The sequence below is a fragment of the Mitsuaria sp. BK037 genome, assembly GCF_014193045.1.
Lineage (GTDB): Bacteria > Pseudomonadota > Gammaproteobacteria > Burkholderiales > Burkholderiaceae_C > Roseateles.
Genome location: NZ_JACHYS010000001.1, coordinates 205,582 through 228,843, shown reverse-complemented (window position 1 = coordinate 228,843; position 23,262 = coordinate 205,582). Strand labels below are relative to the sequence as shown.

Sequence of the window (23,262 nt, the reverse complement as noted above, 5' to 3'; positions counted from 1 at the left end):
GCGGCGCGGCGGGCGTCAACGCGAATGGGCGAATGCACGCGCCGCAAGCGTTCGCTATCGGTGAAGGCCTGCTTCATCGGGCTCGTCGGTCGACATCGCGATCACGCTGGCCGGCTTGCCCTTGGCGCGCCGCACCGCGTAGACGACGTAGCCCGAGATGCCATAGGCGCAGAAGACGCCGAACAGCACCCGCGGCGGATCGATGTTGATCGCCGCGATGGCCAGCATGATCACCACCAGCACGATGAAAGGCACCGAGCGCTTGAAGGTGATGTCCTTGAAGCTGTAGAACGGCGCGTTGGTCACCATCGTGAGGCCCGCATAGAGCGTGAAGCCGAAGGCCAGCCAGGCCAGCGCCGGATCGCGGTGGATGTCCTTGTAGCCGGCGCTGTCCAGCGCCCAGATCAGGCTCATCACCAGCGCGGCCGCGGCGGGACTGGGCACGCCCTGGAAGAAGCGGCGGTCCACGACGGCGATGTTGGTGTTGAAGCGCGCCAGCCGCAGCGCCGCGCCAGCGATGTAGACGAAGGCGGCGAACCAGCCCCACTTGCCCAGTCCCTGCAGCGCCCAGGAATACATGATCAGCGCCGGCGCCGCGCCGAAGGACACCATGTCGGACAGCGAGTCCATCTGCTCGCCGAAGGTGCTCTGCGTGTTGGTCATGCGCGCGACGCGGCCGTCCAGGCTGTCGAGCACCATGGCCGCGAAGATGCCGTAGACGGACTGCTCGAAGCGCCCGCCGATGCCCATCACCACGGCATAGAAACCGCTGAACAGCGCGGCCAGGGTGAACAGGTTGGGCAGCAGGTAGATGCCCTTGTGGCGCGGGCGCTGCGGGGCGTCGAGGACGTCGGGCTCGTCCTCGTCGAGCAGGTCCACGTTCTTGTTCTGAGTCGAATTCATGGGCCGGGAGGATAACCCACCCCCTACCGGCTTGCGCCGGCCCCCTCAAGGGGGCGCCCCCGGTGGCCTGGCAAAGCCACGCCACGGGTGCCGCTTGGAAGAGAAACAGCCGGCGAAACGCTCTGCCGGTGCGCGGCCCGAAGGCAAACAGCCCGGGCTGCTTGCGCAGGCCGGGCTGTCGAGGTGTTGATCAGGCGATCAGTTCTTGGACTTGTCGACCAGCTTGTTGGCCTTGATCCAGGGCATCATCGCGCGCAGCTGTTCGCCGACCTGCTCGATCGGGTGCTCGGCGGTCAGGCGGCGGCGGCTGATCAGCGTCGGGGCGCCGGCCTTGTTCTCCAGGATGAAGGACTTGGCGTACTCGCCGGTCTGGATGTCCTTCAGGCACTGGCGCATCGCGTCCTTGGTCGCCTCGGTCACCACGCGCGGGCCGGTGACGTACTCGCCGTACTCCGCGTTGTTGGAGATCGAGTAGTTCATGTTGCCGATGCCGCCTTCATAGATCAGGTCGACGATCAGCTTCAGTTCATGCAGGCACTCGAAGTAGGCCATCTCGGGCGCGTAACCGGCTTCGGTCAGCGTCTCGAAGCCGGCCTTGATCAGCTCGACGGCGCCGCCGCACAGCACGGCCTGCTCGCCAAACAGGTCGGTCTCGGTCTCTTCGCGGAACGAGGTCTGGATGATGCCGGCCTTGCCGCCACCGTTGGCCGCCGCATAGCTCAGGGCCAGGTCGCGCGCCTTGCCGGTCTTGTCGGCGTAGACCGCGATCAGGTGCGGCACGCCGCCGCCCTGGCGGTAGGTGTTGCGCACGGTGTGGCCCGGCGCCTTCGGAGCGACCATCCACACGTCCAGGTCTTCGCGCGGCTGCACCTGGCCGTAATGGACGTTGAAGCCGTGGGCGAAGGCCAGCGACGCGCCCTGCTTGATGTTGGGTTCCACGTCCTTCTTGTAGACGTCGGCGATCTGCTCGTCCGGCAGCAGGATCATGACCACGTCGGCCGCCTTCACCGCCTCGGCGATCTCGGCGACCTTCAGGCCGGCGCCTTCGGCCTTGGCCCAGGACGCGCCGCCGCGGCGCAGACCCACGGTGACCTTCACGCCGCTCTCGTTCAGGTTCTGGGCATGGGCATGGCCTTGTGAGCCGTAGCCGATGATGGTGACGTTCTTGCCCTTGATCAGGCTGAGGTCGGCGTCCTTGTCGTAGTACACGTTCATGGTGGTCTCTCCGGGGGAAATCAGTACAGGGGGTGGTTCAGTGAAGCGCGCGTTCAGACGCGCAGGATCCGTTCGCCGCGGCCGATGCCGCTGGTGCCGGTGCGCACCGTCTCGAGGATCGCCGTGCGGTCGATCGCGTCGATGAAGGCGTCGAGCTTGCCGGCGTCGCCGGTCAGTTCGATGGTGTAGGTCTTCTCGGTGACGTCGATGACGTGGCCGCGGAAGATGTCCGAGGTGCGCTTGAGCTCCTCGCGCTCCTTGCCGACGGCGCGCACCTTGATCAGCATGAGCTCGCGCTCGATGTAGCGGCCTTCGGTCAGGTCGACGACCTTGACGACCTCGATCAGCCGGTTCAGGTGCTTGGTGATCTGCTCGATCACGTCGTCGCTGCCGCTGGTCACGATGGTCATGCGCGACAGCGAGGGGTCCTCGGTCGGCGCCACGGTCAGGCTCTCGATGTTGTAGCCGCGGGCGGAGAACAGCGCCACGACGCGCGACAGCGCGCCCGGCTCGTTCTCGATGAGCAAAGCAATGATGTGTTTCATGGAATCTCGTCCTTCGCGCTCTTCAGACCGCCGGCGGTAACCGGACGGCCCTTGGCCACGCTCTTCGATTCAGGGAATGGGCCGGATCGCTCCGAGCGCATCCGGCTTTCCGCCGCCGGCCGCGACGCGCGCGGTAACGCGCGTCACGCCGGACGGCTTCGAGCCATCAGCGGTCTCAGAGGTCCTCGGACCCCAGCAGCATTTCGGAGATGCCCTTGCCCGCCTGGACCATCGGCCAGACGTTCTCGGTCGGGTCGGTGCGCACGTCCAGGAAGACGGTGCGGTCCTTCAAGCGCATCGCCTCGCGCAGCGCGGGCTCGACATCCGAGGGTCTCTCCACCAGCAGGCCCACATGCCCATAGGACTCGGCCAGCTTGACGAAGTCAGGCAGCGCATCCATGTAGCTGTGCGAGTAGCGCTTGCCGTAGTCCAGCTCCTGCCACTGCCGCACCATGCCCAGGTAGCGGTTGTTCAGCGAGACCACCTTCACAGGCGTCTTGTACTGCTGGCAGGTGGACAGCTCCTGGATGTTCATCTGGATGCTGCCCTCGCCGGTGATGCAGAACACGTCCGCCTCCGGCTTGGCCAGCTTGATGCCCATCGCATAGGGCAGCCCCACGCCCATCGTGCCCAGTCCACCGGAGTTGATCCAGCGGCGCGGCTCGTTGAAGCGATAGAACTGGGCGGCCCACATCTGGTGCTGGCCGACATCGGAGGTGATGTAGGCGTCGCGATCGCGGGTCAGCTTCCACAGCGTCTCGACGACCTGCTGTGGCTTGATGACGTCGCTGGACTGCTTGTAGGCGAGGCAGTCGCGCTTGCGCCAGTCGTTGATCTGGCTCCACCAGGCGTTGATCGAGTCCGCGTCGGGCCGCGCCTGCGCTTCCTTGATCTGCGCGATCAGTTCCTGCAGCACGTCCTTGACGTCGCCCACGATCGGGATGTCCACGCGCACGCGCTTGGAGATCGACGAGGGATCGATGTCGATGTGGATGATCTTGCGGTCGACCGACGAGAAGTGCTTCGGGTTGCCGATCACGCGGTCGTCGAAGCGGGCACCCACGGCGAGCAGCACGTCGCAGTGCTGCATCGTCATGTTGGCCTCGTAGGTGCCGTGCATGCCCAGCATGCCGAGGAAGCGCGGATCGGTGCCGGGCATCGCGCCCAGGCCCATCAGCGTGTTGGTGCAGGGATAGCCAAGCAGTTCCACCAGCTGGCGCAGTTCGGCCGTGGCCTCGCCCAGGATCACGCCGCCACCGGTATAGATATAGGGACGCTTGGCGCCCATCAGCAGCTGGACCGCCTTGCGGATCTGGCCGCTGTGGCCCTTCTTCACCGGGTTGTAGGAGCGCATCTCCACGCGCTCCGGGTAATGGAACGCGGTGCGATTGAGCGAGACGTCCTTCGGAATGTCCACCACGACCGGACCGGGCCGGCCGGTGCGCGCGATGTGGAAGGCCTTCTTCAGCGTCGTGGCGAGATCGCGGACGTCCTTGACCAGGAAGTTGTGCTTGACGATCGGGCGCGTGATGCCGACGGTGTCGCACTCCTGGAAGGCGTCCAGGCCGATGGCGGGCGTGGGGACCTGACCGGTGATGATCACCATCGGGATCGAGTCCATGTACGCCGTCGCGATGCCGGTGATCGCGTTCGTGACGCCGGGACCCGAGGTCACCAGCGCGACGCCGACTTCGCCGGTCGCCCGGGCGTAGCCGTCGGCCGCGTGCACGGCGGCCTGCTCATGACGGACCAGCACGTGCTGGATGGCGTCCTGCTTGTAGAGCGCGTCGTAGATGTAGAGGACGGCACCGCCTGGATAGCCCCAGAGGAACTTCACGCCTTCGGCTTGAAGACTCTGAACCAGGATTTCGGAGCCATTCAGTTCCTGGCCGGAACTGACGGAATGGGGGTGCGGTTGTGAGCGAGCTTCCGTGATCGCTGCACGTTTGATGTCCGCGGCAGACATGTCCATATGTCGAACCTCTGAGATTTTCTCTGACGAAAAACCATCGGTGCTTCTCCTCGCGCTCTTGTGAAGCGGACTTGAAACGTCGCGTCAAAAACAGGGGCGCCGTGGTCGGGCGGCCTACTTGAGACAAAAACTGCGGTGTGCGAGGGGCCGATTATGCACGCAAACCCGCGCACGACCGGTCGGCGGTGGCGATCTGTAGCGCTGGTGCGATAATCCGCGCCGTTTTGCCTGCCCGACCGCCCTTTCCGGCGCCAGCCCATTGGCCACAGACAAAGAACTCAACGACTTTCTCAAGACCGTCGACCGGCGTGCCTTCAAGCGCACGGTGTACATGGTGCGAGACGAGGACGCCGCACTGGACATCGTCCAGGACGCCATGATCCGGTTGGCGGAGAAATACTTCGATCGGCCGGCGGCGGAGTTGCCGCTGCTGTTCCAGCGCATCCTGTCGAACGCGACGATGGATTGGTTCCGGCGTCAGAAGGTCCGCAACGCCGTCTTCAGCAACCTGTCGGATTTCGAGGGGGGCGAGTCCGGCGAGGACTTCGACCTGCTGGAAATGCTGGAGACGCAGGAAGGCTCGATGGGGGCGCTGTCCGCCGCGGACGAGGTCTCGCGCGTTCAAGTGCTGGCCGCCATCGAACAGGAAGTTGCAGCATTGCCCGCGCGTCAACGGGAAGCCTTCCTCCTGCGTTACTGGGAAGAACTCGACGTTGCCGAAACGGCGGCGGTCATGGGTTGCTCGGAGGGCAGCGTCAAGACACACTGCTCCCGCGCCGTGCATGCGCTGGCCAAAACGCTGAAAGCCAAGGGAATCTCGCTATGAAGAAGAACACGCCAGGAACGCCGCTGCCGCTGGAGGCGGAAGCGCGCGTGACCCGTTTCGGCCTCCGGGTGGCCGCGGGTTTGACCGAGCAGAGCGAGACCCTGTCCGGCGACATCCAGGAGAGATTGCGCTTCGCGCGTGAGCAGGCGCTCGCCAAGGCCATGGCCGCGCGCGCCGCCGCGCCGACTCAGGCCGCTTCCGAAACGCGCCATGTGGGCAACGGCACGCTCGCGCTGGGCGGTGGCGAGAAGACCCCGCGCTGGCGCAAGGCCGCGGCGCTGCTGCCGCTGGCGCTGCTGCTGGGGGGCTTGCTGCTGATCCAGCACAGCCAGTGGTACGAGCAGATCCGCAGCGCGGCCGAACTCGACACCGAGATGCTCTCCAAGCCGCTCCCGCCGGCGGCGTACAGCGATCCGGGTTTCCGCGAATACCTCAACGAGGCGCCGAACGACCCGAGCAACGCCAACAGCCCCGAGGAAGGCGAGAAGTCCGACGAAGCGAAATCGTCGCAGTGAGGCGGCGCGTGGCCAGATCGTTCCGCCTCTCTTCGGCTCTCATCGGCCCTCTCGGCGTTTTCCCTGATTTCTCGACGATGCGTCGCCTGACGACGATCGCGCTCTGCGCGGCGCTCGGCTGTGTCGCTGCATCGGCGCAGGAGGGCCCCGCCCCCGCGCCAGCCCCCACTTCTCTTTCCGCATCCGCGCCCACGTCGCACGCGTCTGCTGCCGCGCGCGCCACCGCTCCCGGTGTGCTGGTCGCCAATGTGAACTGGGCGTCGCTGAGCGCTTCCCAGAAGGAAGCCCTCGCACCCCTGTCGAAGGAGTGGGACCAGCTCGACGGCGCCCGCAAGGGCAAGTGGCTGGAAATCGCCGCCCGCTATCCGACGCTCCCCACCGAGCAGCAACACCGGCTGCGCGAACGGATGGTGGAGTGGACCCGCATGTCGCCCGCCGAGCGCCAACGCGCGCGCATCGGCTACCAGCATGCCGGCGAACTGCGCGCACCCGAGCAGGAATCGAAGCTGCGCGAGAAGTGGGACGCCTATCAGGCCCTGCCCGCCGAGAAGCGCCAGCGCCTGGCCGAACGCGCGGCCGAAAAGGCCTCGGCCGCCGGCCGTGAGGCGCCGGCTTCCGCCGTCTCTCATCGCGCCAAGGCGCCGATCCAGCGCGCGCCGCTGACCGCCGTCACCGGCCCCACCATCGTCCAGGCGCTGCCCGGCGCGACGACGGTGCTGATGACGCAGCGCGCCGATCCACCGCTGCCCGGCGCCAGCGCGGCGCCCGGCCGCCCGCTGCGCGCCCCGAGCGAAGCCGGTCTCGACCCGCACACGCTGCTGCCTCGCCGCACCGGGGCCAGCCGCTAAACTCGCCGGATGACCTCCGCACCCGCTGCCGGCGGCGACGCACCGCCCGGCCTGATGCGCCGCCTCGCGTCCTTCATCTATGAAGGCGTCGTCCTGTTCGGCGTCGTCTTCATCGCCGGCTGGCTGTATTCGACGCTCACCCAGCAGCGCAACGCGCTGGTCGGCACACAGGGCCTGCAAGCCTTCCTGTTCCTGATCCTGGGCATCTACTTCATCTGGTTCTGGTCGCGCGGCGGCCAGACGGTTGCGATGCGCGCCTGGCACCTGCGGGTCGTCGACGCCCAGGGCCGACCGCTCACGCAGGCGCGCGCCACGGCGCGCTACCTTGCCGCCTGGCTGTGGTTCCTGCCGGCACTGGCCAGCGTCCACCTGCTGGGACTGGACCGAAGCACCGGCGCCATCTTCGGCGCGATGTTCGCTGGTGTGGCGGGCTACCTGCTGCTGGCGCGGCTGCATCCACAGCGGCAGTTCCTGCACGACGTCATCTGCGGCACGCGCCTGGTCACGCAGCTGCCGCCACCACGCGCAAAGAAGCGCGCCGCGCCGCAGCCGGCCGATTCCTGATCCCCTGCCCCTCCCGACGATGAGCAATCCCCACAAGGGCCGCACCGGCCTGGACCGCATCCTGCACGCCGCCGGCTACTCCTGGGCCGGACTGCGCGCCGCCTACGTCGGCGAAAGCGCCTTCCGCCAGGAAACCTGGCTGACGATCATCGGCACGCCGCTGGCGTTCTGGCTGGGCCGGGACTGGGTGCAGGTCGCGCTGCTGCTGGGGTCGCTGATCCTGGTGCTGATCGTCGAGCTGCTCAATTCGGCGGTCGAGGCGGCGATCGACCGCGTCTCCTTCGAGCTCCACGAGCTCAGCAAGCGCGCCAAGGACATCGCCAGCGCCGCCGTGCTGCTGTCGCTGGTGCTGGCCGGCGGGATCTGGCTCGCGGCGATCTGGCAGCACCTGCGCTGAGGCGCTCCGATCCAGCGCGCGAAATGAACAAGGGCGGGACGCCGATCGGCGCCCCGCCCTTTCTTCATTCAGGGGACCGCGACGGGCCCGGACGGTCAGACCGCCGCTTCGTCCTGTTCGCCGGTGCGGATGCGGATGACCTGCTCGACGGCGGTGACGAAGATCTTGCCGTCGCCGATCTTGCCGGTCTTGGCGGCCTTCAGGATGGCATCGATGCAGCGGTCGACCTCGTCGTCCTTCACCACCACCTCGACCTTCACCTTGGGCAGGAAGTCGACCACGTACTCGGCGCCGCGATACAGCTCGGTGTGTCCCTTCTGGCGGCCGAAGCCCTTCACTTCGGTGACCGTCAGGCCGGAGGCGCCGACCTCGGCCAGCGCTTCACGCACTTCGTCGAGCTTGAACGGTTTGATGATGGCGGTGATCTGTTTCATCACGAGGCTCCGAGAGAGGGTTTCTGGCAGGCAAGACTGGCTGTGATTTAAGCACGGATCTTTTGGGATGGCCCCCTCGGTTGAAGAAGGGAGACATCGCCCGCTCCGTCAATCCGGGATGCGGTCCAGGTCCGCGAGCCAGACCGCCGGCTCGGAATCGCTCGGCGCTCGCCAGTCCCCACGCGGCGACAACGATCCGCCGCTGCCGACCTTGGGCGCGTTGGGCACGCAGCTGCGCTTGAACTGGCTGCCGCGGAAGAAGCGGCTCACGAAGATCCGCAACACCCGCTTGATCTCCGCCAGCGGGTATTCATTGCGCCGCACATGCTCGCCGTCGGGCCAGTCGCCACGCGCCCGGTCGCCCCACGCGTGCCGCGCCAGGAACGCGATCTTCGTGGGCGAGTAGCCATGGCGGATCGTGTAGAACAGGTTGAAATCCTGCAGCTCGTAGCGGCCGATCCGGTCCTCGGTGCTCTGCAGGCCGGACCCCTCGGCGGCCGCGTCCTGCGGCACCAGCTCCGGGCTGATCTCGGTGCCGAGAATGTCGAGCAGCACATCACGCCCGGCATGGCCGAGCTGCTCGGTCTCCGCGACCCAGCGCACCAGGTATTGGATCAGCGTCTTGGGCACCGAGGCATTCACGTTGTAGTGCGACATGTGGTCGCCCACGCCGTAGGTGCACCAGCCCAGCGCAAGCTCGCTGAGATCGCCCGTGCCCAGCACCAGCGCGCCGGTGTGGTTGGCCAGCCGGAACAGATGGCTGGTGCGCTCGCCGGCCTGGACGTTCTCGAAGGTGACGTCGTAGACCGGCTCGCCCTTCGCATACGGGTGGCCGAGGTCCTTGAGCATCTGCTCGCAGCTGGGGCGGATATCGATCTCGCGGGCCTCGCAGCCGATCTCCCGCATCAGGCGCAGCGCCTGGTCCCGCGTACGGCTGCCCGTCGCGAAGCCCGGCATCGTGACGCCCAGGATGTTGGACCGCGGCCAGCCCATCTGGTCCATCGCGCGCGCGGCGACCAGCAGCGCATGCGTCGAGTCCAGCCCGCCCGAGATGCCGACGACCAGCTTGTGGATGCCGCTCGAGACCAGCCGCTGCACCAGCGCCTGGACCTGGATATGGAAAACCTCGTTGCAGCGCTCGTCGCGGCGCTGCCGATCGGCGGGCACATACGGGAAGCGCTCGACGCGGCGGCGCAGCGGCAGCGGCTGCGCGCGGTCCAGGCCCAGTTCGAACTCGACGGTGCGGAAGCCCTTCAGCAGCGGCGCGTGGTGGCGCACCGAGTCGCCGAAGCTGGTCTGCCGCATGCGCTCGCGCGACAGCCGTTCGAGGTCGACATCCGCCGCCACCAGCTGCGAGCGGCGCTGGAAGCGTTCGCTCTCGGCGAGGAAGCTGCCGTTCTCGTAGACCAGCGCCTGGCCGTCCCAGGCCAGGTCGGTGCTGGACTCGCCGGCGCCGGCCGAACTGTAGACATAGGCCGCCAGGCAGCGGGCCGACTGCTGACCGACCAGTTGGTGCCGATAGCCCGACTTGCCGACCGTGATGTTGGAGGCCGACAGGTTGACCAGCACCGTCGCACCGGCGAGCGCCGCATAGGACGACGGCGGGATCGGCGTCCAGACGTCCTCGCAGATCTCGACATGCAGGCGCAGCAGCGGCAGGTCGCTGGCGGCGATCACGATGCGGGTCCCGAAGGCCACCCGCTGGCCGAGCAGCGTGATCTCCTCGGAGATCGCCTCGTCGGCGGCGTTGAACTGGCGGGCCTCGTAGAACTCGCCGTAGTTCGGCAGGTAGGTCTTGGGCAGCACCGCCAGCAGGCGGCCGCGCTGGAACACGACGGCGCAGTTGAACAAGCGGTGCTCGACGCGCAGCGGCAGGCCGACGATCGCCACCGTGGGCAGGTCCTTCGAGACGGCCAGCAGATGCGCCAGCGCGGCCTCGCAGCCGTCGAGCAGCGGGCGCTGATGGAAGAGGTCGTCGCTGGTGTAGGCGGCCAGTCCCAGTTCCGGGAACGCGGCGATCGCGGCGCCGTCGGCCGCCGCCTCGCGCAGCAGCTGCGCCGTCTGCTCGCCGTTGAAGGCCGGATCGGCGACGCGGCACAGCGGCACGCCGACCGCGACGCGGGCGAAGTCATGGGTGTAGAGGTTGTCGAAGGACGGGCCGGCGTGGGCGGCCGCGCTTGGGGTGGAAGGCGTCGTCGCTTGCATGGGGCTCATCCTGCCATCAAAGCGAGGGCTTTGAGCTTGCCCCTAAGATTTGCCGCGCATGACCGCGCCCTCGCCCCCCTCCCCGTTCCCCCCATCCTCGCCCGCGCGTCCCCCGCGGTCCTCCCCCGTGGCCGCGCCGGACGCGGACGCCGCGCCGGGCCCGGCCGTCGGTCGCACCGCTGCCGAGACGCCACACGCCGCACAGCCGCTGATCCGGGTCGACGACGATCCCGCCGCGCTGCCGCGCGACCAATGGAACGCGCTGCTGGCGGCCTCCCCCTGGCCGTCGCCCTTCATGAAGCTCGAGTACCTCGAGGCGATGCAGGCGTCAGGCTCGGCGGTGGCGAGCAAGGGCTGGCAGGCGCAGTTCCTCAGCGTGTGGGAGGGCGACAGGCTGATCGCCGCCTGCCCGGCCTACCTCAAGGGGCACTCCTATGGGGAGTACGTCTTCGACTGGGCCTGGGCCGATGCCTACGAGCGCCACGGCCTCCCCTACTACCCCAAGCTGCTGGTCGCCGTGCCCTTCACGCCGGTGCCCGGCAGCCGGCTGCTGGCCCGCGACGACGCAGCCCGCGCCTGGCTGGTGAAGGCGCTGCGCGCGCTGACGGCGCGCTCCGAACTGTCGTCGGTGCATGTGCTCTTCGGTGACGAGCAGGACCAGCGCGCGCTCACCGGCGACGACTGGCTGGCGCGGCAGCAGGTGCAGTTCCACTGGACGGGGGACGGCGAGCCGCGCGCCTTCGCCGACTACCTCGCGACGCTGCAGCGCGAGAAGCGAAAGAAGATCCAGCAGGAACGGCGCAGGGTCGCCGAGGCCGGCATCCGCTTCGAGACCCTGCGCGGCGCCGCGATCACGGCGGCGGACTGGGACTTCTTCTACGAGTGCTACACGCTCACCTACCTGGCGCACCGCAACAAGCCCTACCTGACCCGCGACTTCTTCGCGCGCATGGCGACGGACATGCCGGCGCACTGGCTGATGTTCGTGGCCCGCGACGATCAGGGCGAGCGCGTCGCGGCCTCGCTGGTGGCGATCGACGAATCGCAGCGCGCCGCGTATGGGCGCTACTGGGGCTCGACGCGCTACATCCCCCACCTGCATTTCGACGCCTGCTACTACCAGCCGCTGGCCTGGTGCCTGGAGAACGGCTGGCGGCGCTTCGAAGGCGGCGCGCAGGGCGAGCACAAGATGGCGCGCGGACTGATGCCGGTGGCGACGCATTCGGCGCACTGGCTGGCGCATCCGCAGTTCCGGGAGGCGGTCGCCGATTTCCTCCAGCGCGAGGGCCAGGCGATGGACGAGTACATCGACGAGCTGGAGCGGCATCAGCCGTTCAAGGCCGCACCGGAGCTCGAACGCCCCGATTGAGAGCCTCAGATCGGCTGGGGTTTGCCAAGCCGCTTGAAGCTCGCGATGACTTGATGCATCGAGGTACTCGGATTCTTCTCGGCGTCAGCTTCCGCATCTGCCATGGAACGCTCGGCATGCCGGCAAGCAGCCGCCAACCGCGGCAGCAGCTTGTCGAACAGTCCTTTGACGCTGCCCTTGGCATAGTCCGCCATCTCCGGCTGCTCCCTCAAATGGCGGAGTGCGCAATCAGCCGGTGAGCGCTTTCCCTGCTGCTGATAGGGCGCTCGGACGTACTGGAAGTGAAGCAGCAGCCAGTACTCGCAACAAGGGTAGGACGTGAAGACCTGGACCTTCCCGCTAGCTGCCGCTTCCCGCTGGGCCTGGCCAAAGTTCCTTTGATCGTGGGTGTCCCTATCGATGACGCACAGCACGGTGTCGTACTTTTTCGACCTGGAGATCGCGGTGCGGACGATTCCGAGAGGATCGGTATGGCCGCTGTGAATCACCTCGATCTCCGCGACTGCGCGGAAGTGCGCTTTCGCGTCGATCAAGTATTCCCGGGATGAGCGCGCGTCCTCGCAAATCACCAGCGCCACGGCCTGCCGGAGCCTTGGTCCGCCGCGCTTGAAAGAGCCTGCATCGCGCGTCATCGTCATTGGCCTCGGATGAATGGCAACGACCGGTACCGGCCTTCGTAATAGCGCTTCTCGATGTCTTCCCCCTCGCGCCCTTCGAAGTCATGAACGCAGCGCAATTGCGTCGCGCCCGTTTCATCACGCTCCGTGAGCCAGAACTGATCTCGCCGAAGCAGCTTCGCATCCATGAGATGCGTGTCATGCGTCGTGAACACCAGTTGTGTCGGATGAGCCCGCTCGATGTGTCGCCTTACGAGTTCCGCCACGACCTTGGGGTGAAGGCTGCTGTCGAACTCGTCGATGAAGCAGAAGTCAAACGCATCGGGATGGAGATGTTCCCCAAACACCAGCCACGGGAAGGCGAAGCCGAGAAGATTCTGCGTCCCGCTGGACTCTTCCTCGAAGTCGAATTTGGCCGTGCCCAGCGCCGTGCGGTGCGTCAGCGTGGTCTCGACATCCAGGGAACTGATCTGCGCGAATCGATCGCGACGAGTCTTTGGATCCAGGTCCGTCAGGTCGTGGGACGCCGAGCCGGCCACGACCGGCTTCGCTGAGATGTCCGTGACCGGGACGTCGACGTCGGACAGAAATCCCGTCACGAACTCTGCGAACTTTGAAGACTGCGCAATCATGTGCTGCGACATGTGCGCCATGGCCTGCATGCCGCCAATGCCTGAGACATACATGCGCCGGAGCCAGGAGAACGGAACGCGCAATTGCGTGAGTTCAGCACTGCTGTTGGCAACCGCTTGGGCGAGAAACAGTGTCTGCGGGCCCGTCAGACTACGCCACACATTCGCGAGCGCGTGGCCGCCCTCCAGTTGCTCCCCGAACTCGTAGACCTCTTGCCCGTCCATCAGGCGGCGGTCATAGAGCCTGCAGCCTTTTCCCCGGCGATATCGCGTCAGCACTTCACGATGGACACGTTCGGCAGAGATCGCCACTTCATATCCGAAGCGAATCCCTTCGTGGATGAAATTGATCTCGAAGCGAGACGGTCGGGAATGGGCATCCTTGTCAAACCGGAACGGGGCGGCCGGCAATTTGCGAAGGTCTGCCGACGGCGAACGTTCGACCATGTCGAACAAGGCCCGGAAGGCCAACATCAAGGTGCTCTTGCCCGACGCATTCGGCCCGTAGATGGCCGCGGCCTTCAGCAAGGGAGGGAAGCTCTTCTCGTCGAGTATTCCGGCAGGGACCACGTTGCCCCGCTTTTGCAACCGGGGCGCGGCCACCATGGAGAGCGTGACCGGCTGGTGGATCGACCGAAAGTTCTCGACAGTGAATTCAATCAACATACGGTTTTCCCGCAGCTTCTCGCCGAACCAGCGATGAATGTACGCCAACCATGAGTCAAAGTGCAATTTTTCTGCAATTCGCCATCAAGATTGGACACCAGCGCCGGCTAAAGGCGCGTCAGAAACGACAAAGCGCCCCTCGGGGCGCTTTTGTCACTTGTGCGGGGCCGGACAGCGAGCCGTCCGGTCGCCGATGTTTGCCTCAGCCCTGCTGCGCCTTCGCGTAGTTGGCCAGGCCGTCGGTGATTTCCTTCTTGGCGGCCTCGGGGCCTTCCCAGCCCTTGACCTTCACCCACTTGCCGGCTTCCAGGTCCTTGTAGTGCTCGAAGAAGTGCTGGATCGCCTTCAGGCGCATCTGGTTGATGTCCTCGGGCTTGGTCCAGTGCTCGTAGATCGGCAGGATCTTGGTCGTCGGCACGGCCAGCAGCTTGGCGTCGCCGCCGGCTTCGTCGTCCATCTGCAGCACGCCGATGGCGCGGCAGGTCACCACCACGCCGGGGGTCAGCGGGAACGGCGTGATCACCAGCACGTCCACCGGATCGCCGTCATCGGCCAGCGTCTGCGGGATGTAGCCGTAGTTGCAGGGGTAATGCATGGCCGTCGTCATGAAGCGGTCGACGAACAGCGCGCCGCTTTCCTTGTCGACCTCGTACTTGATCGGGTCAGCGTTCATCGGGATCTCGATGACGACGTTGAACTGCTCGGGCGCCTTCGCGCCGGGGGTGACTTTGTGCAGGCTCATGGTGGTGGACGGCGAGTGAATCCGGAGGAATCCGGGAAAACCGCGATTCTAGAGGGTCGCCTGAACCGGCCCTGACGCCCTCCCCCATCACGGCGGGGACGGTCGCCCGTTGGGGCGTCCCGTCGCGCCACCTCAGGTGGTGAGACTGTGCGCCGGCCGCTCGCCGGCCAGCGCCTGGGCCAGGCTGTCCAGCACCATCTGTCCCATCGCCGCGCGCGTCTCCTCGGTGGCGCTGGCGCGGTGGGCCTGCAGCATGACGTTGTCCATGTCCAGCATCGCCGGCGGCACGTTGGGCTCGTCCGCGAAGACGTCCAGGCCGGCACCGGCGATGCGCCGCTCCTGCAGCGCGCGGACCAGGTCCGCCTCCTTCACCAGCCGGCCGCGCGCGACGTTGATCAGGAAGCCGCGCGGGCCCAGTGCGTCCAGCACCGCCGCGTCGATCAGGTCGCGCGCCTGGTCGGCGGCGGCGCAGACGATCAGCGCGTCGCTGTCGCGGGCGAGCTGCACCAGGTCGGCCTCGAAGGCCCAGGCCACGCCGGGGATCTCCTTCAGGTCGGTGTAGCGCACCGGGCAGCCGAAGGCGCCGACGCGCTCCGCCACCGCCCGGCCGACGCGCCCCAGCCCGACGATGCCAACCCGCATGCCGCTGACGCGGCGTGCCAGCGGCAGCGCGCCCGGCTGCGGGAACTTCGGCCACAGGCCGCCGCGCACGAAGCGGTCGACAGCGCCGAGGTGGCGGCAGGTCGCCAGCAGCAGGCCCAGCGCCATGTCGGCGACGTCTTCGGTCAGCGCGCCGAAAGTGCCGGTCACCGGCAGGCCGCGCGACCGGGCGTAGGCCAGGTCGACCGCGTCGGTGCCGACGCCGTTCACCGCGACCACCTCCAGCGCCGGCAGCCGCTCCATCAGCGACCTCGAGATGCCGGTGTGGCCGCCCGTGATCACGCCGCGCATCGCGGCGCCGTGCGTCGCGATGTAGGCATCGGGGTCGGCCTGCTCGAACAGGCGGTGCATCGTGTACAGCTCGTCCAGCCGCGCATTGATCGACGGCACGAGGATGGGGTTCAGTTGCAGGATGTGCGGCTTCATGGCGCTCTCTTCAGGATGGCGGATGGGAGGCGATGCGGGACGGGCGGCCGGGCCGCGCGGCTCATTCGGGCTGGATGCCGGCGGCCTTGATGACGGCGCCCCAGCGCCGGTACTCGGCCGCCTGGAAGCTCGCCAGCTCGGCCGGCGTCGAGGTGAAGGGCTCCATGCCGTTCTGCTCGACGAAGCGTCGCACCGGCTCGGCAGTCATGGCCTTCTGCATCAAGGCGTTGATGCGCTCGACCACCGGCGCGGGCGTGCCGGCGGGCGCGTACACCGCGTTCCAGTAGCTGATCTCGTAGCCGGGCAGGCCGGCCTCGGCGATCGTCGGCAGGTCCGGCACCAGCGGGGAGCGCCGCGGACTGCTCACGCCCAGCGCCTTCAGCTTGCCGGCCTTGACCTGCGGCAGGCTAGTGGTGAGGTCCACGATCATCAGGTCCACCTGGCCGCCGACCAGGTCGACCATCGCCTGCGGATTGGCCTTGTACGGCACATAGGTCAGCTGGGTCTTCGTCATCTGCTGGAACAGCTCCGCCGCGACGCGCGCCGACGAACTGCCCGCGCCGAAGGTCAATGACTGCTGCTTCGCGATCGCGCTGAGCTCGGTGACGTTGCGGGCGGCCACCCGCGGATGCGTCACCAGCAGCAGATAGCCCTTGACCAGCGCGCCCACCGGCGCGAAGTCCTTCACCGGGTCGTAGGCCAGCTTGCGGAACAGGTGGGGATTGGCGGCCTGGGTCGTGTTGGTGGTGATGAACAGCGTGTAGCCATCCGCCGCCGACCGCGCCACCGCCTGGGCCGCGATGCCGCCACTGGCGCCGGCCTTGTTCTCGACGACCACCGGCACCTTGGTGGCGGCGGTGATCTCCGCGCCGATCGCGCGGGCCAGGCCATCGGTGGTGCTGCCGGGACTGGAGCCGACCACGATCGTGATCGGCTTGGACGGATAGGCGCTGGCAGCGGCCGCCGGGCTCTGCGCCCAGGCGGGGAGCGATGCCAGGCTGGCCGAACTCAGGAGGGTCAGCGCGGCCAGGCGGCGCGCGGGGTTCATGCGGGTCATGCGGTTGTCTCCGTGGGGGTGGGCATGAGGTCGGCACCGCGAGGATTTCTGAACGACCCTCGTCGATGTCGCGTGGACTCATGCTGCGGGTCCGCCACCGCATCGTCAATATTGATCATCAAGATCAATTCAAATCGCTGGTGCCGATGAAAAGACGGCGTGTGTCTCGACGCGAGCGCTTGGACACGCCTGATGTTGACGATTACATTGACGACATCGACGACGCGATCCCCAGCCCCGCATGACCACCTGGATGACCCTGGACGAAGCGCGCGACGCCCTCGACGTGCGCGCGCAGACGATCTACGCCTACGTCAGCCGGGGCCGGATCGGCGTCAGCCCCGATCCGGCCGACTCGCGCCGCAGCCTCTACCGCGCCGAGGACGTGAAGGCGCTGCTGCGGCGCAAGGAGACCGGGCGCACGCGCGAGACGCTCGCGGCCACGACGCTGTTCGGCGCCGAGCCCAGCCTGCCGACGGCGATCTCGACCTTCTCCGGCGGGCGGCCCTTCTACCGCGGTGTCGACGTCGTGGAGCTCGCAGCGACGGCGACGCTGGAGGACGCCGCGCAACTGCTGTGGAACCTCGAGGAGGCGCCCGGCTTCCCGAGTCCCGTGGGCGTGCCGGGATCGCCGGCCGCGTCGGCGCTGGACGTGGTGGCCGCGCTGCCCGTGGGCCGGGCCCGGGCGTTCGCCGAGCTGGCCGCGCTGACCGCGACCGGGCACTCGACGCGCGGCCGCCTGCCGCGCGTGCTGGTCGACGAGGCCGCCAGCCTGGTGGGCCGCCTAGCGATCGCGTTCGGCGCCTCGGAGGAGGACGACCGGCCGCTGCATGAGCGCCTCGCGCGCGGCTGGGGATTGCCGAAGCCCGTTGCCGCGCTGCTGCGCAAGACGCTGGTGCTCGCCGCCGACCACGAGATCACCAGCTCCGCGTTTTCCGCCCGCATCACCGCGTCGACCGGCGCCTCGTTGCCGGCCTGCCTGCTCGCGGGCCTGACCACCTTCTCCGGTCCGCTGCATGGCGACGCTTCCGGGCGCGTGCGCGCGCTGTTCGACGAGGTCGAGCGCGAAGGCGCCGACGCGGTGGTGGACCGCTACCTCGCCGCCGCGATGCCGCTGCCCGGCTTCGGCCACCCCATCTATCCGGACGGCGACCCGCGCGCCGCGGCGCTGATGGACGAGTTCAAGCCGCCGGCCGCGATCGCGCGCCTGATCGAGCGTGTGGTGACGCTCACCGGCCTGCCGCCGTCGATGGACGTGGCGCTCGCGGCGCTGGTCGCGCGCTACCGGCTGCCCGCCGACGCGGCGTTCGCGATCTTCGCGATCGCGCGCAGCGTGGGCCTGCTCGCGCATGCGATGGAGCAGCTGGCCGTCGATTCGGTGATCCGTCCGCGCGGTCGCTACATCGGCCCGAGCGCGGCCCAGGCGCCCGACCCGCGCAAGGCGCGCCGGAAACGGTGACGGCGCCAGGCATGACGGCGCGTCGCCGACGGTGACAACACCGCGCGACCGATGAAGGCCGCGTAAAGGCTACCGACAGGGCACGGGCCGTGCCCGGGGCCAGTCCTTGCCCCGGCTCCGGCGTGCCCATCCCGCAAAGCCTGACACCCGCCTTGCAAAGCCCTGTGATCCGCTGGTAAACGCTCATGCCATGCGGTATTCACGGCCTTAGCATGGGTCGACGGACTGTTGCTGTTGCGTGCGCGCAGGCCCGGCGCCCGCTGGATGGAACGTCTTCACAGGATGGCGATCAGCGAGAGGAGACACACACATGTCGACGAGTTTGGCGCTGTACTTCGCGCTGGCCTGCGGGCTGGCGGCGGTGTTCTACGGCTTTATCCAACGCAGCTGGATCCTGAGCCAGGATGCCGGCAACCCGCGCATGCAGGAGATCGCCGGGGCGATCCAGCAAGGCGCCGCGGCCTACCTGGCGCGCCAGTACCGCACCATCGCCATCGCCGGCGTGGTGCTGGGCGTGCTGATCGGCGTGGCGCTGGACTGGAAGACCGCCCTCGGTTTCCTGGTCGGCGCGGTGCTGTCCGGGGCCTGCGGCTTCATCGGCATGAACGTCTCGGTGCGCGCCAACGTGCGCACCGCGCAGGCGGCGACGCAGGGCATGGCGCCGGCGCTCAATGTCGCCTTCAAGGGCGGTGCCATCACCGGAATGCTGGTGGTCGGCCTGGGCCTGCTGGGCGTGGGCCTGTTCTTCATGTGGGTCAGCCAGAACGGCACCCACGCCGACAGCCAGACGCTCAAGCCGCTGCTGGGCCTGGCCTTCGGCTCGTCGCTGATCTCGATCTTCGCGCGGCTGGGCGGCGGCATCTTCACCAAGGGCGCCGACGTCGGCGCCGACCTGGTGGGCAAGGTCGAGGCGGGCATCCCCGAGGATGACCCGCGCAATCCCGCCGTGATCGCCGACAACGTGGGAGACAACGTCGGCGACTGCGCCGGCATGGCGGCCGACCTGTTCGAGACCTACGCGGTCACGCTGATCGCGACGATGGCGCTGGGCGCGCTGACCTTCGGCGGCATGTCGATCGCGGCGCTGATCTACCCGCTGGTGCTGGGCGGCGCGTCGATCATCGCGTCCATCATCGGCTGCGGCTTCGTCAAGGCCAGCCCCGGCATGAAGAACGTGATGCCGGCGCTCTACAAGGGCCTGGTGGTGGCCGGCGTGCTGTCGGCGATCGCGTTCTGGTTCATCACCCGCGCACTGTTCCCGCAGGACCTGACGCTGCCGGGCGGCCAGACCATCGGCGCGAGCGCCCTCTTCTTCTCCTGCCTGGTCGGCCTGCTGCTGACCGCGGCGATGGTGTGGATCACCGAGTACTACACCGGCACCGACTACAAGCCGGTCCAGCACGTGGCCCAGGCCTCGACCACCGGCCACGGCACCAACATCATCGCGGGGCTGGGCGTGTCGATGCGCTCGACGGCCTGGCCGGTGCTGTTCGTCTGCGTCGCGATCCTGGTCGCGTTCAAGCTGGCGGGGCTGTACGGCATCGCGATCGCGGCAACGGCGATGCTGAGCATGGCCGGCATCGTGGTGGCGCTGGACGCCTACGGGCCGATCACCGACAACGCCGGCGGCATCGCCGAGATGGCCGAGCTGCCCGACAGCGTGCGCGACATCACGGACCCGCTGGACGCCGTCGGCAACACGACCAAGGCGGTGACCAAGGGCTACGCGATCGGCTCGGCGGGCCTGGCGGCGCTGGTGCTCTTCGCCGACTACACCCATGCGCTGGAGCAGCAGGGCCTGAGCGTCAGCTTCGACCTGAGCAACCACATGGTGATCGTGGGGCTGTTCATCGGCGGCCTGATCCCCTACCTCTTCGGCGCGATGGCGATGGAGGCGGTGGGCCGCGCGGCCGGCTCGGTGGTCGAGGAAGTGCGGCGCCAGTTCCGCGACATCAAGGGGATCATGGAAGGCACCGGCAAGCCCGAGTACGGCCGCGCGGTGGACATGCTCACCGCGGCGGCGATCAAGGAGATGATCGTGCCCTCGCTGCTGCCGGTGGTCGTGCCCATCGTCGTCGGCCTGGTGCTCGGACCCGCCGCGCTGGGCGGCCTGCTGATGGGCACCATCGTCACCGGGCTGTTCGTGGCGATCTCGATGTGCACCGGCGGCGGCGCCTGGGACAACGCCAAGAAGTACATCGAGGACGGCCACCACGGCGGCAAGGGCAGCGACGCCCACAAGGCCGCGGTGACCGGCGACACGGTCGGCGATCCCTACAAGGACACGGCCGGCCCGGCGGTCAACCCGTTGATCAAGATCATCAACATCGTCGCGCTGCTGATCGTGCCGCTGCTGCCGGCGGTCGGTGTCGGCGGCCCGGCGGCCGGCGCCCATGTGCCGCCCGCGGCCAGCGCGCCGGCGGCGGATACCGCGACGCCTCCCGCAGTGCCCGAAGCCGTCGCCAGCGGCCCGATGGAAGCGGCCAGCGCGGCCTCCACGCCCTGACGGGGCGGGGGCCGCACGCGCCCCCGTGAAAACGCTGAGAAAAACAGCCCCGCGAGGGGCTGTTTGCGCTTTCGGCGCTCAGGCGCTCGCGGCAGAATCGGCGCTCATACCGCCATCGTCCAGGGACTCCGCTCAACATGCTCAGCCAGGCCATCACGCCGCGCGAATTCGAACGCCGCCGCGAGCAACTGGTCGAGCTCCAGCGCTTCCTGGCTTCGCAGGAAGCCGACTACGCCGAGTGCCGGCAGCGGATGCAGCGTTTCGTCGACCGCTACGTCGCCGCGCTGGGGCCGCTCTACATGGAGCTGGACGCGCTGGAATCGCAGCTCTACTGCGCGATGCGCTACCTGCACGAGGCACTGGCCCGCAACGGCCTGGACACCCGCCCGCCCGAATCCCCCCGCGCCACCGCGATGCCGCAGTTGCCGGTGCTGCCCGCCGGCGCGCCCTTGCCGGCGGAGCCCGAGGGCGGCCTGGTCCAGGTCGGCCCGCCGCCGCTCAAGACGCTCTACCGCCGCGCCGCGAAGCGGCTACATCCAGACCTGGCGCCGGACGATGCCGAGCGCGCCCGGCGCGAACGCAAGATGGCCGAGGTCAACGAGGCCTACGCGAGCGGCGATCGAGCGCGGCTGGAAGCGCTGCTGCTGGCCGCGGGCGAGAGCCTGGTGAAGGTGCGCGGCGGCGACGCTGACGCGGTCATGGAATGGCTGCGCAACGCGGAGCGCGCGGTACAAGGCCGCCTGCGCGTGGTGCAGGCCCATACCGCCCTGCTCAAGAACCACACGATGCATGCGCTCGGCGAATCGATCGAGCGCGCCGAGAAAAAGGGCCTCGACCCGCTGGCCATCATGGCCAACCGCCTGCGCGCCCAGATTACCGAGCGCCGCCAGGAGCTCTACATCGGGCAGCGCCTGCAGCCCGAGTCCAGCATGGCCGAAGCCTTCCTGCGCCAGCGCCAGCAGCGCCTGGGCGGCGGCATCGCGGCGGTCTGAGCCTTTTCCCCGCGAAGCGGAACGGGGCGCCGGCGAGCGCTTGCTCCGCTTGCGCCCTCCCGCTCCGCGGATGGGGTTGCGCGAGGCTCAGCGGCGGCCGCGTGCCGGCGTGGGCCGCGGCGACAGGCTCGCCGCCCACGTCGCGATCTCCGGCGCCAGCGCATCCACCGCCGCCGCGGTCGCCTTCACGGCGCCCTCGGCATTGCCGCCCGCCGGCTCGGTGCGGTCGAACGCGCGCTGCGATCCGTCCTCCGCCGTCGCCATCAGTCGCACCTGCACCTCGCTGCGCGACGCGCTGGAGAAGCTCTGCAGGCTTTCCTCCAGCTCCAGCGTGATGCCGATCACCACTTGCGGGTCGGCGCCCGGCGCGACCGGCGCGCGCGCGATCTGCTGGCGCAGCCGCGTGGCCACCAGCACCGGCAGCGGCGCCGCCCAGCGCGAGTCGCGATAGACGCGCCGCGCGTACGGGTCGGCGTCCGCGAGCCGGTAAGCGATGCCGGTGCCCTGCAGGGTCTCCGGCGCGGTCACCGCCTGCAGCTCGACGCGCTTGGCCAGCGGCGCCTGCGCCGGCCAGGCGGGGACGGGACCGAGGTCCCGCTGCGTCGGCGCCGGCGCGCGACTGCCGCAGGCGGCCATCAGCACGACGGCCAGCGCGGCGGCGCCGATCGTCCAGGCGCGGCGCACGCCGCCGGTGCGGGGAAGTTCTTCGCGTTCGATCATTTCTTCGCTCCCGCCTCGAAGCCGGATTCGCCGGGGCCGGGTTCCGCGGGTCGGGGCCCGAGGATCAGGCTTTGCGGCTGGTCGCCGATGTTCTGCGCCGCGCGCTCCAGGGCCCGCGCGGCCTGCGACAGGTCGTCCAGCACCGCGCGCTGGCGCGGCTTGTCCGCCGAGCCGACCAGCGACAGCTCCACGCGCCGGAGCGTGCGCTGCAGCTGCGCGGCCGCATCGCCCAGTTGGTCGATCGCGACGGCCTTGCCCTTGTATTCGTCGACCAGCGCGCCGCCCTGCTTCGCGAGCGTGTCCACGCTGCCCAGGGTGCTGCGCCCGGCGACCACCAGCCCGTCGGCGTTCTTCACCAGCGCGGGCAGCGCCTGCGCGGTCGGGCGCAGTTCCCTGACCAGCGCGTTGAGCTCGCCCGAGGCCTCGTTCAGGTGGGCCAGCGTCTGCGACAGCTGCTGCTGGTTGCTGTCGCTGAGCACCTTCTGGATCCGGTCCATCGTCGCCAGCGCGCTGGCCGCCAGCTTCGGGCCGACGTCCTGCAGCTGGTCGAGGAAACCGGGCGCCAGCGGGATGCGCCGCGTCTGCAGCACGCTCTGCCGCGGATCCGCTGGCTCCCTGCCGTCGTCCAGGTCGATGAAGGACAGCCCGGTGATGCCCTGGTAACCGAGCTTGGCCTGCGTGCCCGGCGCGATCGGCGCGTCCGAGTCCACCTCGATGTCGACAAGGATCTGGCGCGGCTGCGCCGGGTCGAAGCGGATCGAATCCACCTTGCCGATCTGCACGCCGCGCAGCTTCACCGGCGCCTTGACGTTGAGCCCCGGCACGCCGGAGGCGGCGACCACGGTGAAGGTCTGCGTGTCGCCGCGGTCGCCGCGGAACCACAGCACGATCACCACCAGCACCGCGCCCAGCAGCAGCACGAACAGCCCGGTGGCCAATGCATGCGCCTTGTTTTCCATGTGCCCGCCCGATTCCTCTTGTCGTTGTCCTGG

23 protein-coding genes are annotated in these 23,262 nt (G+C 68.5%); 10 read left to right on the top strand and 13 right to left on the bottom strand.

Translation table 11 applies throughout. From position 1 onward, the window contains the following. Window positions 1–54: 54 nt before the first annotated feature. The 4 genes from pssA to FHT37_RS01000 form a co-directional block, all read right to left on the bottom strand. Window positions 55–903 (bottom strand): CDP-diacylglycerol--serine O-phosphatidyltransferase, encoded by an 849-nt coding sequence (gene pssA, locus FHT37_RS01015; RefSeq protein WP_091722762.1) that lies wholly within the window; start codon window positions 901–903, stop codon window positions 55–57. A 198-nt stretch (window positions 904–1,101) separates the two neighbouring features. Beyond that, a complete protein-coding gene (gene ilvC, locus FHT37_RS01010; protein WP_091722757.1) occupies window positions 1,102–2,118 on the bottom strand; it encodes a ketol-acid reductoisomerase in 1,017 nt (338 codons plus the stop codon). A 53-nt stretch (window positions 2,119–2,171) separates the two neighbouring features. Further along, window positions 2,172–2,663, bottom strand: a complete 492-nt coding sequence (gene ilvN, locus FHT37_RS01005) for an acetolactate synthase small subunit (protein ID WP_091722753.1) — start codon at window positions 2,661–2,663, stop codon at window positions 2,172–2,174. Between the two features lie 175 nt (window positions 2,664–2,838). After that, window positions 2,839–4,635 carry an acetolactate synthase 3 catalytic subunit gene (locus FHT37_RS01000; RefSeq protein WP_183478519.1) on the bottom strand — a complete coding sequence of 599 codons (1,797 nt, stop codon included), beginning with the start codon at window positions 4,633–4,635 and terminating at the stop codon, window positions 2,839–2,841. Between the two features lie 259 nt (window positions 4,636–4,894). On the opposite strand from FHT37_RS01000, the gene FHT37_RS00995 reads away from it, so the two are divergent. Genes FHT37_RS00995 through FHT37_RS00975 form a run of 5 tightly spaced genes read left to right on the top strand, consistent with a single transcriptional unit; the run spans window position 4,895 to window position 7,785 of the window. Further along, window positions 4,895–5,461 carry an RNA polymerase sigma factor gene (locus tag FHT37_RS00995; RefSeq protein WP_091722747.1) on the top strand — a complete coding sequence of 189 codons (567 nt, stop codon included), beginning with the start codon at window positions 4,895–4,897 and terminating at the stop codon, window positions 5,459–5,461. Beyond that, window positions 5,458–5,976, top strand: coding sequence for a DUF3619 family protein (locus FHT37_RS00990; protein ID WP_091722742.1), 519 nt, complete (start codon window positions 5,458–5,460; stop codon window positions 5,974–5,976). The genes FHT37_RS00995 and FHT37_RS00990 overlap by 4 nt, the downstream gene beginning before the upstream one ends. An 8-nt stretch (window positions 5,977–5,984) precedes the next feature. Further along, complete coding sequence (locus FHT37_RS00985; RefSeq protein ID WP_141225220.1) at window positions 5,985–6,824, top strand: DUF3106 domain-containing protein; 840 nt, start codon at window positions 5,985–5,987, stop codon at window positions 6,822–6,824. 9 nt (window positions 6,825–6,833) lie between these two features. Continuing rightward, window positions 6,834–7,388, top strand: coding sequence for an RDD family protein (locus FHT37_RS00980; RefSeq protein WP_091722732.1), 555 nt, complete (start codon window positions 6,834–6,836; stop codon window positions 7,386–7,388). Between the two features lie 19 nt (window positions 7,389–7,407). Continuing rightward, the gene (locus tag FHT37_RS00975) at window positions 7,408–7,785 is read left to right on the top strand and encodes a diacylglycerol kinase (protein ID WP_099861024.1); all 378 of its coding nucleotides are present in this window, start codon (window positions 7,408–7,410) and stop codon (window positions 7,783–7,785) included. A 95-nt stretch (window positions 7,786–7,880) separates the two neighbouring features. Here the strand turns inward: FHT37_RS00975 and FHT37_RS00970 are convergent, their stop codons facing one another. Both FHT37_RS00970 and FHT37_RS00965 read right to left on the bottom strand, forming a co-directional pair. Beyond that, a complete protein-coding gene (locus tag FHT37_RS00970; RefSeq protein WP_091722727.1) occupies window positions 7,881–8,219 on the bottom strand; it encodes a P-II family nitrogen regulator in 339 nt (112 codons plus the stop codon). Between the two features lie 108 nt (window positions 8,220–8,327). Next, complete coding sequence (locus FHT37_RS00965; RefSeq protein WP_183478518.1) at window positions 8,328–10,424, bottom strand: NAD(+) synthase; 2,097 nt, start codon at window positions 10,422–10,424, stop codon at window positions 8,328–8,330. Between the two features lie 127 nt (window positions 10,425–10,551). Here FHT37_RS00965 and FHT37_RS00960 point away from each other — a divergent pair, with 127 nt between their 5' ends. Beyond that, window positions 10,552–11,793 (top strand): GNAT family N-acetyltransferase, encoded by a 1,242-nt coding sequence (locus FHT37_RS00960; RefSeq protein ID WP_409072687.1) that lies wholly within the window; start codon window positions 10,552–10,554, stop codon window positions 11,791–11,793. Window positions 11,794–11,798: 5 nt separating this feature from the next. On the opposite strand, the gene FHT37_RS00955 is transcribed toward FHT37_RS00960, so the two are convergent. The 5 genes from FHT37_RS00955 to FHT37_RS00935 form a co-directional block, all read right to left on the bottom strand. Beyond that, on the bottom strand, window positions 11,799–12,431 hold the full coding sequence (locus tag FHT37_RS00955; RefSeq protein ID WP_183478516.1) for an RloB family protein: 633 nt from the start codon (window positions 12,429–12,431) through the stop codon (window positions 11,799–11,801). Beyond that, window positions 12,428–13,756 (bottom strand): ATP/GTP-binding protein, encoded by a 1,329-nt coding sequence (locus FHT37_RS00950; protein ID WP_255489464.1) that lies wholly within the window; start codon window positions 13,754–13,756, stop codon window positions 12,428–12,430. The genes FHT37_RS00955 and FHT37_RS00950 overlap by 4 nt, the downstream gene beginning before the upstream one ends. A 154-nt stretch (window positions 13,757–13,910) precedes the next feature. After that, window positions 13,911–14,450 carry an inorganic diphosphatase gene (ppa, locus tag FHT37_RS00945; RefSeq protein WP_091722714.1) on the bottom strand — a complete coding sequence of 180 codons (540 nt, stop codon included), beginning with the start codon at window positions 14,448–14,450 and terminating at the stop codon, window positions 13,911–13,913. A 132-nt stretch (window positions 14,451–14,582) separates the two neighbouring features. Then, window positions 14,583–15,536 carry a 2-hydroxyacid dehydrogenase gene (locus FHT37_RS00940; protein ID WP_183478515.1) on the bottom strand — a complete coding sequence of 318 codons (954 nt, stop codon included), beginning with the start codon at window positions 15,534–15,536 and terminating at the stop codon, window positions 14,583–14,585. Window positions 15,537–15,597: 61 nt separating this feature from the next. Next, a complete protein-coding gene (locus FHT37_RS00935; RefSeq protein ID WP_409072686.1) occupies window positions 15,598–16,593 on the bottom strand; it encodes a Bug family tripartite tricarboxylate transporter substrate binding protein in 996 nt (331 codons plus the stop codon). A gap of 65 nt (window positions 16,594–16,658) precedes the next feature. Between FHT37_RS00935 and FHT37_RS00930 the strand changes: the two genes are divergently transcribed. From FHT37_RS00930 to FHT37_RS00915, 4 genes are all read left to right on the top strand, one after another. After that, window positions 16,659–16,838 carry a hypothetical protein gene (locus FHT37_RS00930; protein WP_221210939.1) on the top strand — a complete coding sequence of 60 codons (180 nt, stop codon included), beginning with the start codon at window positions 16,659–16,661 and terminating at the stop codon, window positions 16,836–16,838. Continuing rightward, entirely contained in the window at window positions 16,835–18,052 is a 1,218-nt protein-coding gene (locus FHT37_RS00925; RefSeq protein ID WP_183478513.1) for a citrate synthase family protein, read from the top strand. Before FHT37_RS00930 ends, FHT37_RS00925 begins: the two co-directional genes overlap by 4 nt. Before the next feature lie 310 nt (window positions 18,053–18,362). After that, window positions 18,363–20,558 (top strand): sodium-translocating pyrophosphatase, encoded by a 2,196-nt coding sequence (locus FHT37_RS00920; protein WP_183478512.1) that lies wholly within the window; start codon window positions 18,363–18,365, stop codon window positions 20,556–20,558. Between the two features lie 137 nt (window positions 20,559–20,695). Further along, entirely contained in the window at window positions 20,696–21,550 is an 855-nt protein-coding gene (locus tag FHT37_RS00915) for a J domain-containing protein (RefSeq protein ID WP_183478511.1), read from the top strand. 87 nt (window positions 21,551–21,637) lie between these two features. On the opposite strand, the gene FHT37_RS00910 is transcribed toward FHT37_RS00915, so the two are convergent. Both FHT37_RS00910 and FHT37_RS00905 read right to left on the bottom strand, forming a co-directional pair. Further along, on the bottom strand, window positions 21,638–22,270 hold the full coding sequence (locus FHT37_RS00910) for an ABC-type transport auxiliary lipoprotein family protein (protein WP_183478510.1): 633 nt from the start codon (window positions 22,268–22,270) through the stop codon (window positions 21,638–21,640). Continuing rightward, a complete protein-coding gene (locus FHT37_RS00905; protein ID WP_183478509.1) occupies window positions 22,267–23,229 on the bottom strand; it encodes an MlaD family protein in 963 nt (320 codons plus the stop codon). The genes FHT37_RS00910 and FHT37_RS00905 overlap by 4 nt, the downstream gene beginning before the upstream one ends. Window positions 23,230–23,262: the final 33 nt, after the last annotated feature.

Excerpts from the sequence above, each read along its gene's own strand:
- pssA (WP_091722762.1), bottom strand. The coding sequence starts at position 903 with ATGAATTCGACTCAGAACAAGAACGTGGACCTGCTCGACGAGGACGAG.
- ilvC (WP_091722757.1), bottom strand. The coding sequence starts at position 2,118 with ATGAACGTGTACTACGACAAGGACGCCGACCTCAGCCTGATCAAGGGC.
- ilvN (WP_091722753.1), bottom strand. The coding sequence starts at position 2,663 with ATGAAACACATCATTGCTTTGCTCATCGAGAACGAGCCGGGCGCGCTG.
- FHT37_RS01000 (WP_183478519.1), bottom strand. The coding sequence starts at position 4,635 with ATGGACATGTCTGCCGCGGACATCAAACGTGCAGCGATCACGGAAGCT.
- FHT37_RS00990 (WP_091722742.1), top strand. The coding sequence starts at position 5,458 with ATGAAGAAGAACACGCCAGGAACGCCGCTGCCGCTGGAGGCGGAAGCG.
- FHT37_RS00980 (WP_091722732.1), top strand. The coding sequence starts at position 6,834 with ATGACCTCCGCACCCGCTGCCGGCGGCGACGCACCGCCCGGCCTGATG.
- FHT37_RS00975 (WP_099861024.1), top strand. The coding sequence starts at position 7,408 with ATGAGCAATCCCCACAAGGGCCGCACCGGCCTGGACCGCATCCTGCAC.
- FHT37_RS00970 (WP_091722727.1), bottom strand. The coding sequence starts at position 8,219 with ATGAAACAGATCACCGCCATCATCAAACCGTTCAAGCTCGACGAAGTG.
- FHT37_RS00965 (WP_183478518.1), bottom strand. The coding sequence starts at position 10,424 with ATGCAAGCGACGACGCCTTCCACCCCAAGCGCGGCCGCCCACGCCGGC.
- FHT37_RS00955 (WP_183478516.1), bottom strand. The coding sequence starts at position 12,431 with ATGACGATGACGCGCGATGCAGGCTCTTTCAAGCGCGGCGGACCAAGG.
- ppa (WP_091722714.1), bottom strand. The coding sequence starts at position 14,450 with ATGAGCCTGCACAAAGTCACCCCCGGCGCGAAGGCGCCCGAGCAGTTC.
- FHT37_RS00940 (WP_183478515.1), bottom strand. The coding sequence starts at position 15,536 with ATGAAGCCGCACATCCTGCAACTGAACCCCATCCTCGTGCCGTCGATC.
- FHT37_RS00935 (WP_409072686.1), bottom strand. The coding sequence starts at position 16,593 with ATGACCCGCATGAACCCCGCGCGCCGCCTGGCCGCGCTGACCCTCCTG.
- FHT37_RS00930 (WP_221210939.1), top strand. The coding sequence starts at position 16,659 with ATGTCGCGTGGACTCATGCTGCGGGTCCGCCACCGCATCGTCAATATT.
- FHT37_RS00925 (WP_183478513.1), top strand. The coding sequence starts at position 16,835 with ATGACCACCTGGATGACCCTGGACGAAGCGCGCGACGCCCTCGACGTG.
- FHT37_RS00920 (WP_183478512.1), top strand. The coding sequence starts at position 18,363 with ATGTCGACGAGTTTGGCGCTGTACTTCGCGCTGGCCTGCGGGCTGGCG.
- FHT37_RS00915 (WP_183478511.1), top strand. The coding sequence starts at position 20,696 with ATGCTCAGCCAGGCCATCACGCCGCGCGAATTCGAACGCCGCCGCGAG.
- FHT37_RS00910 (WP_183478510.1), bottom strand. The coding sequence starts at position 22,270 with ATGATCGAACGCGAAGAACTTCCCCGCACCGGCGGCGTGCGCCGCGCC.
- FHT37_RS00905 (WP_183478509.1), bottom strand. The coding sequence starts at position 23,229 with ATGGAAAACAAGGCGCATGCATTGGCCACCGGGCTGTTCGTGCTGCTG.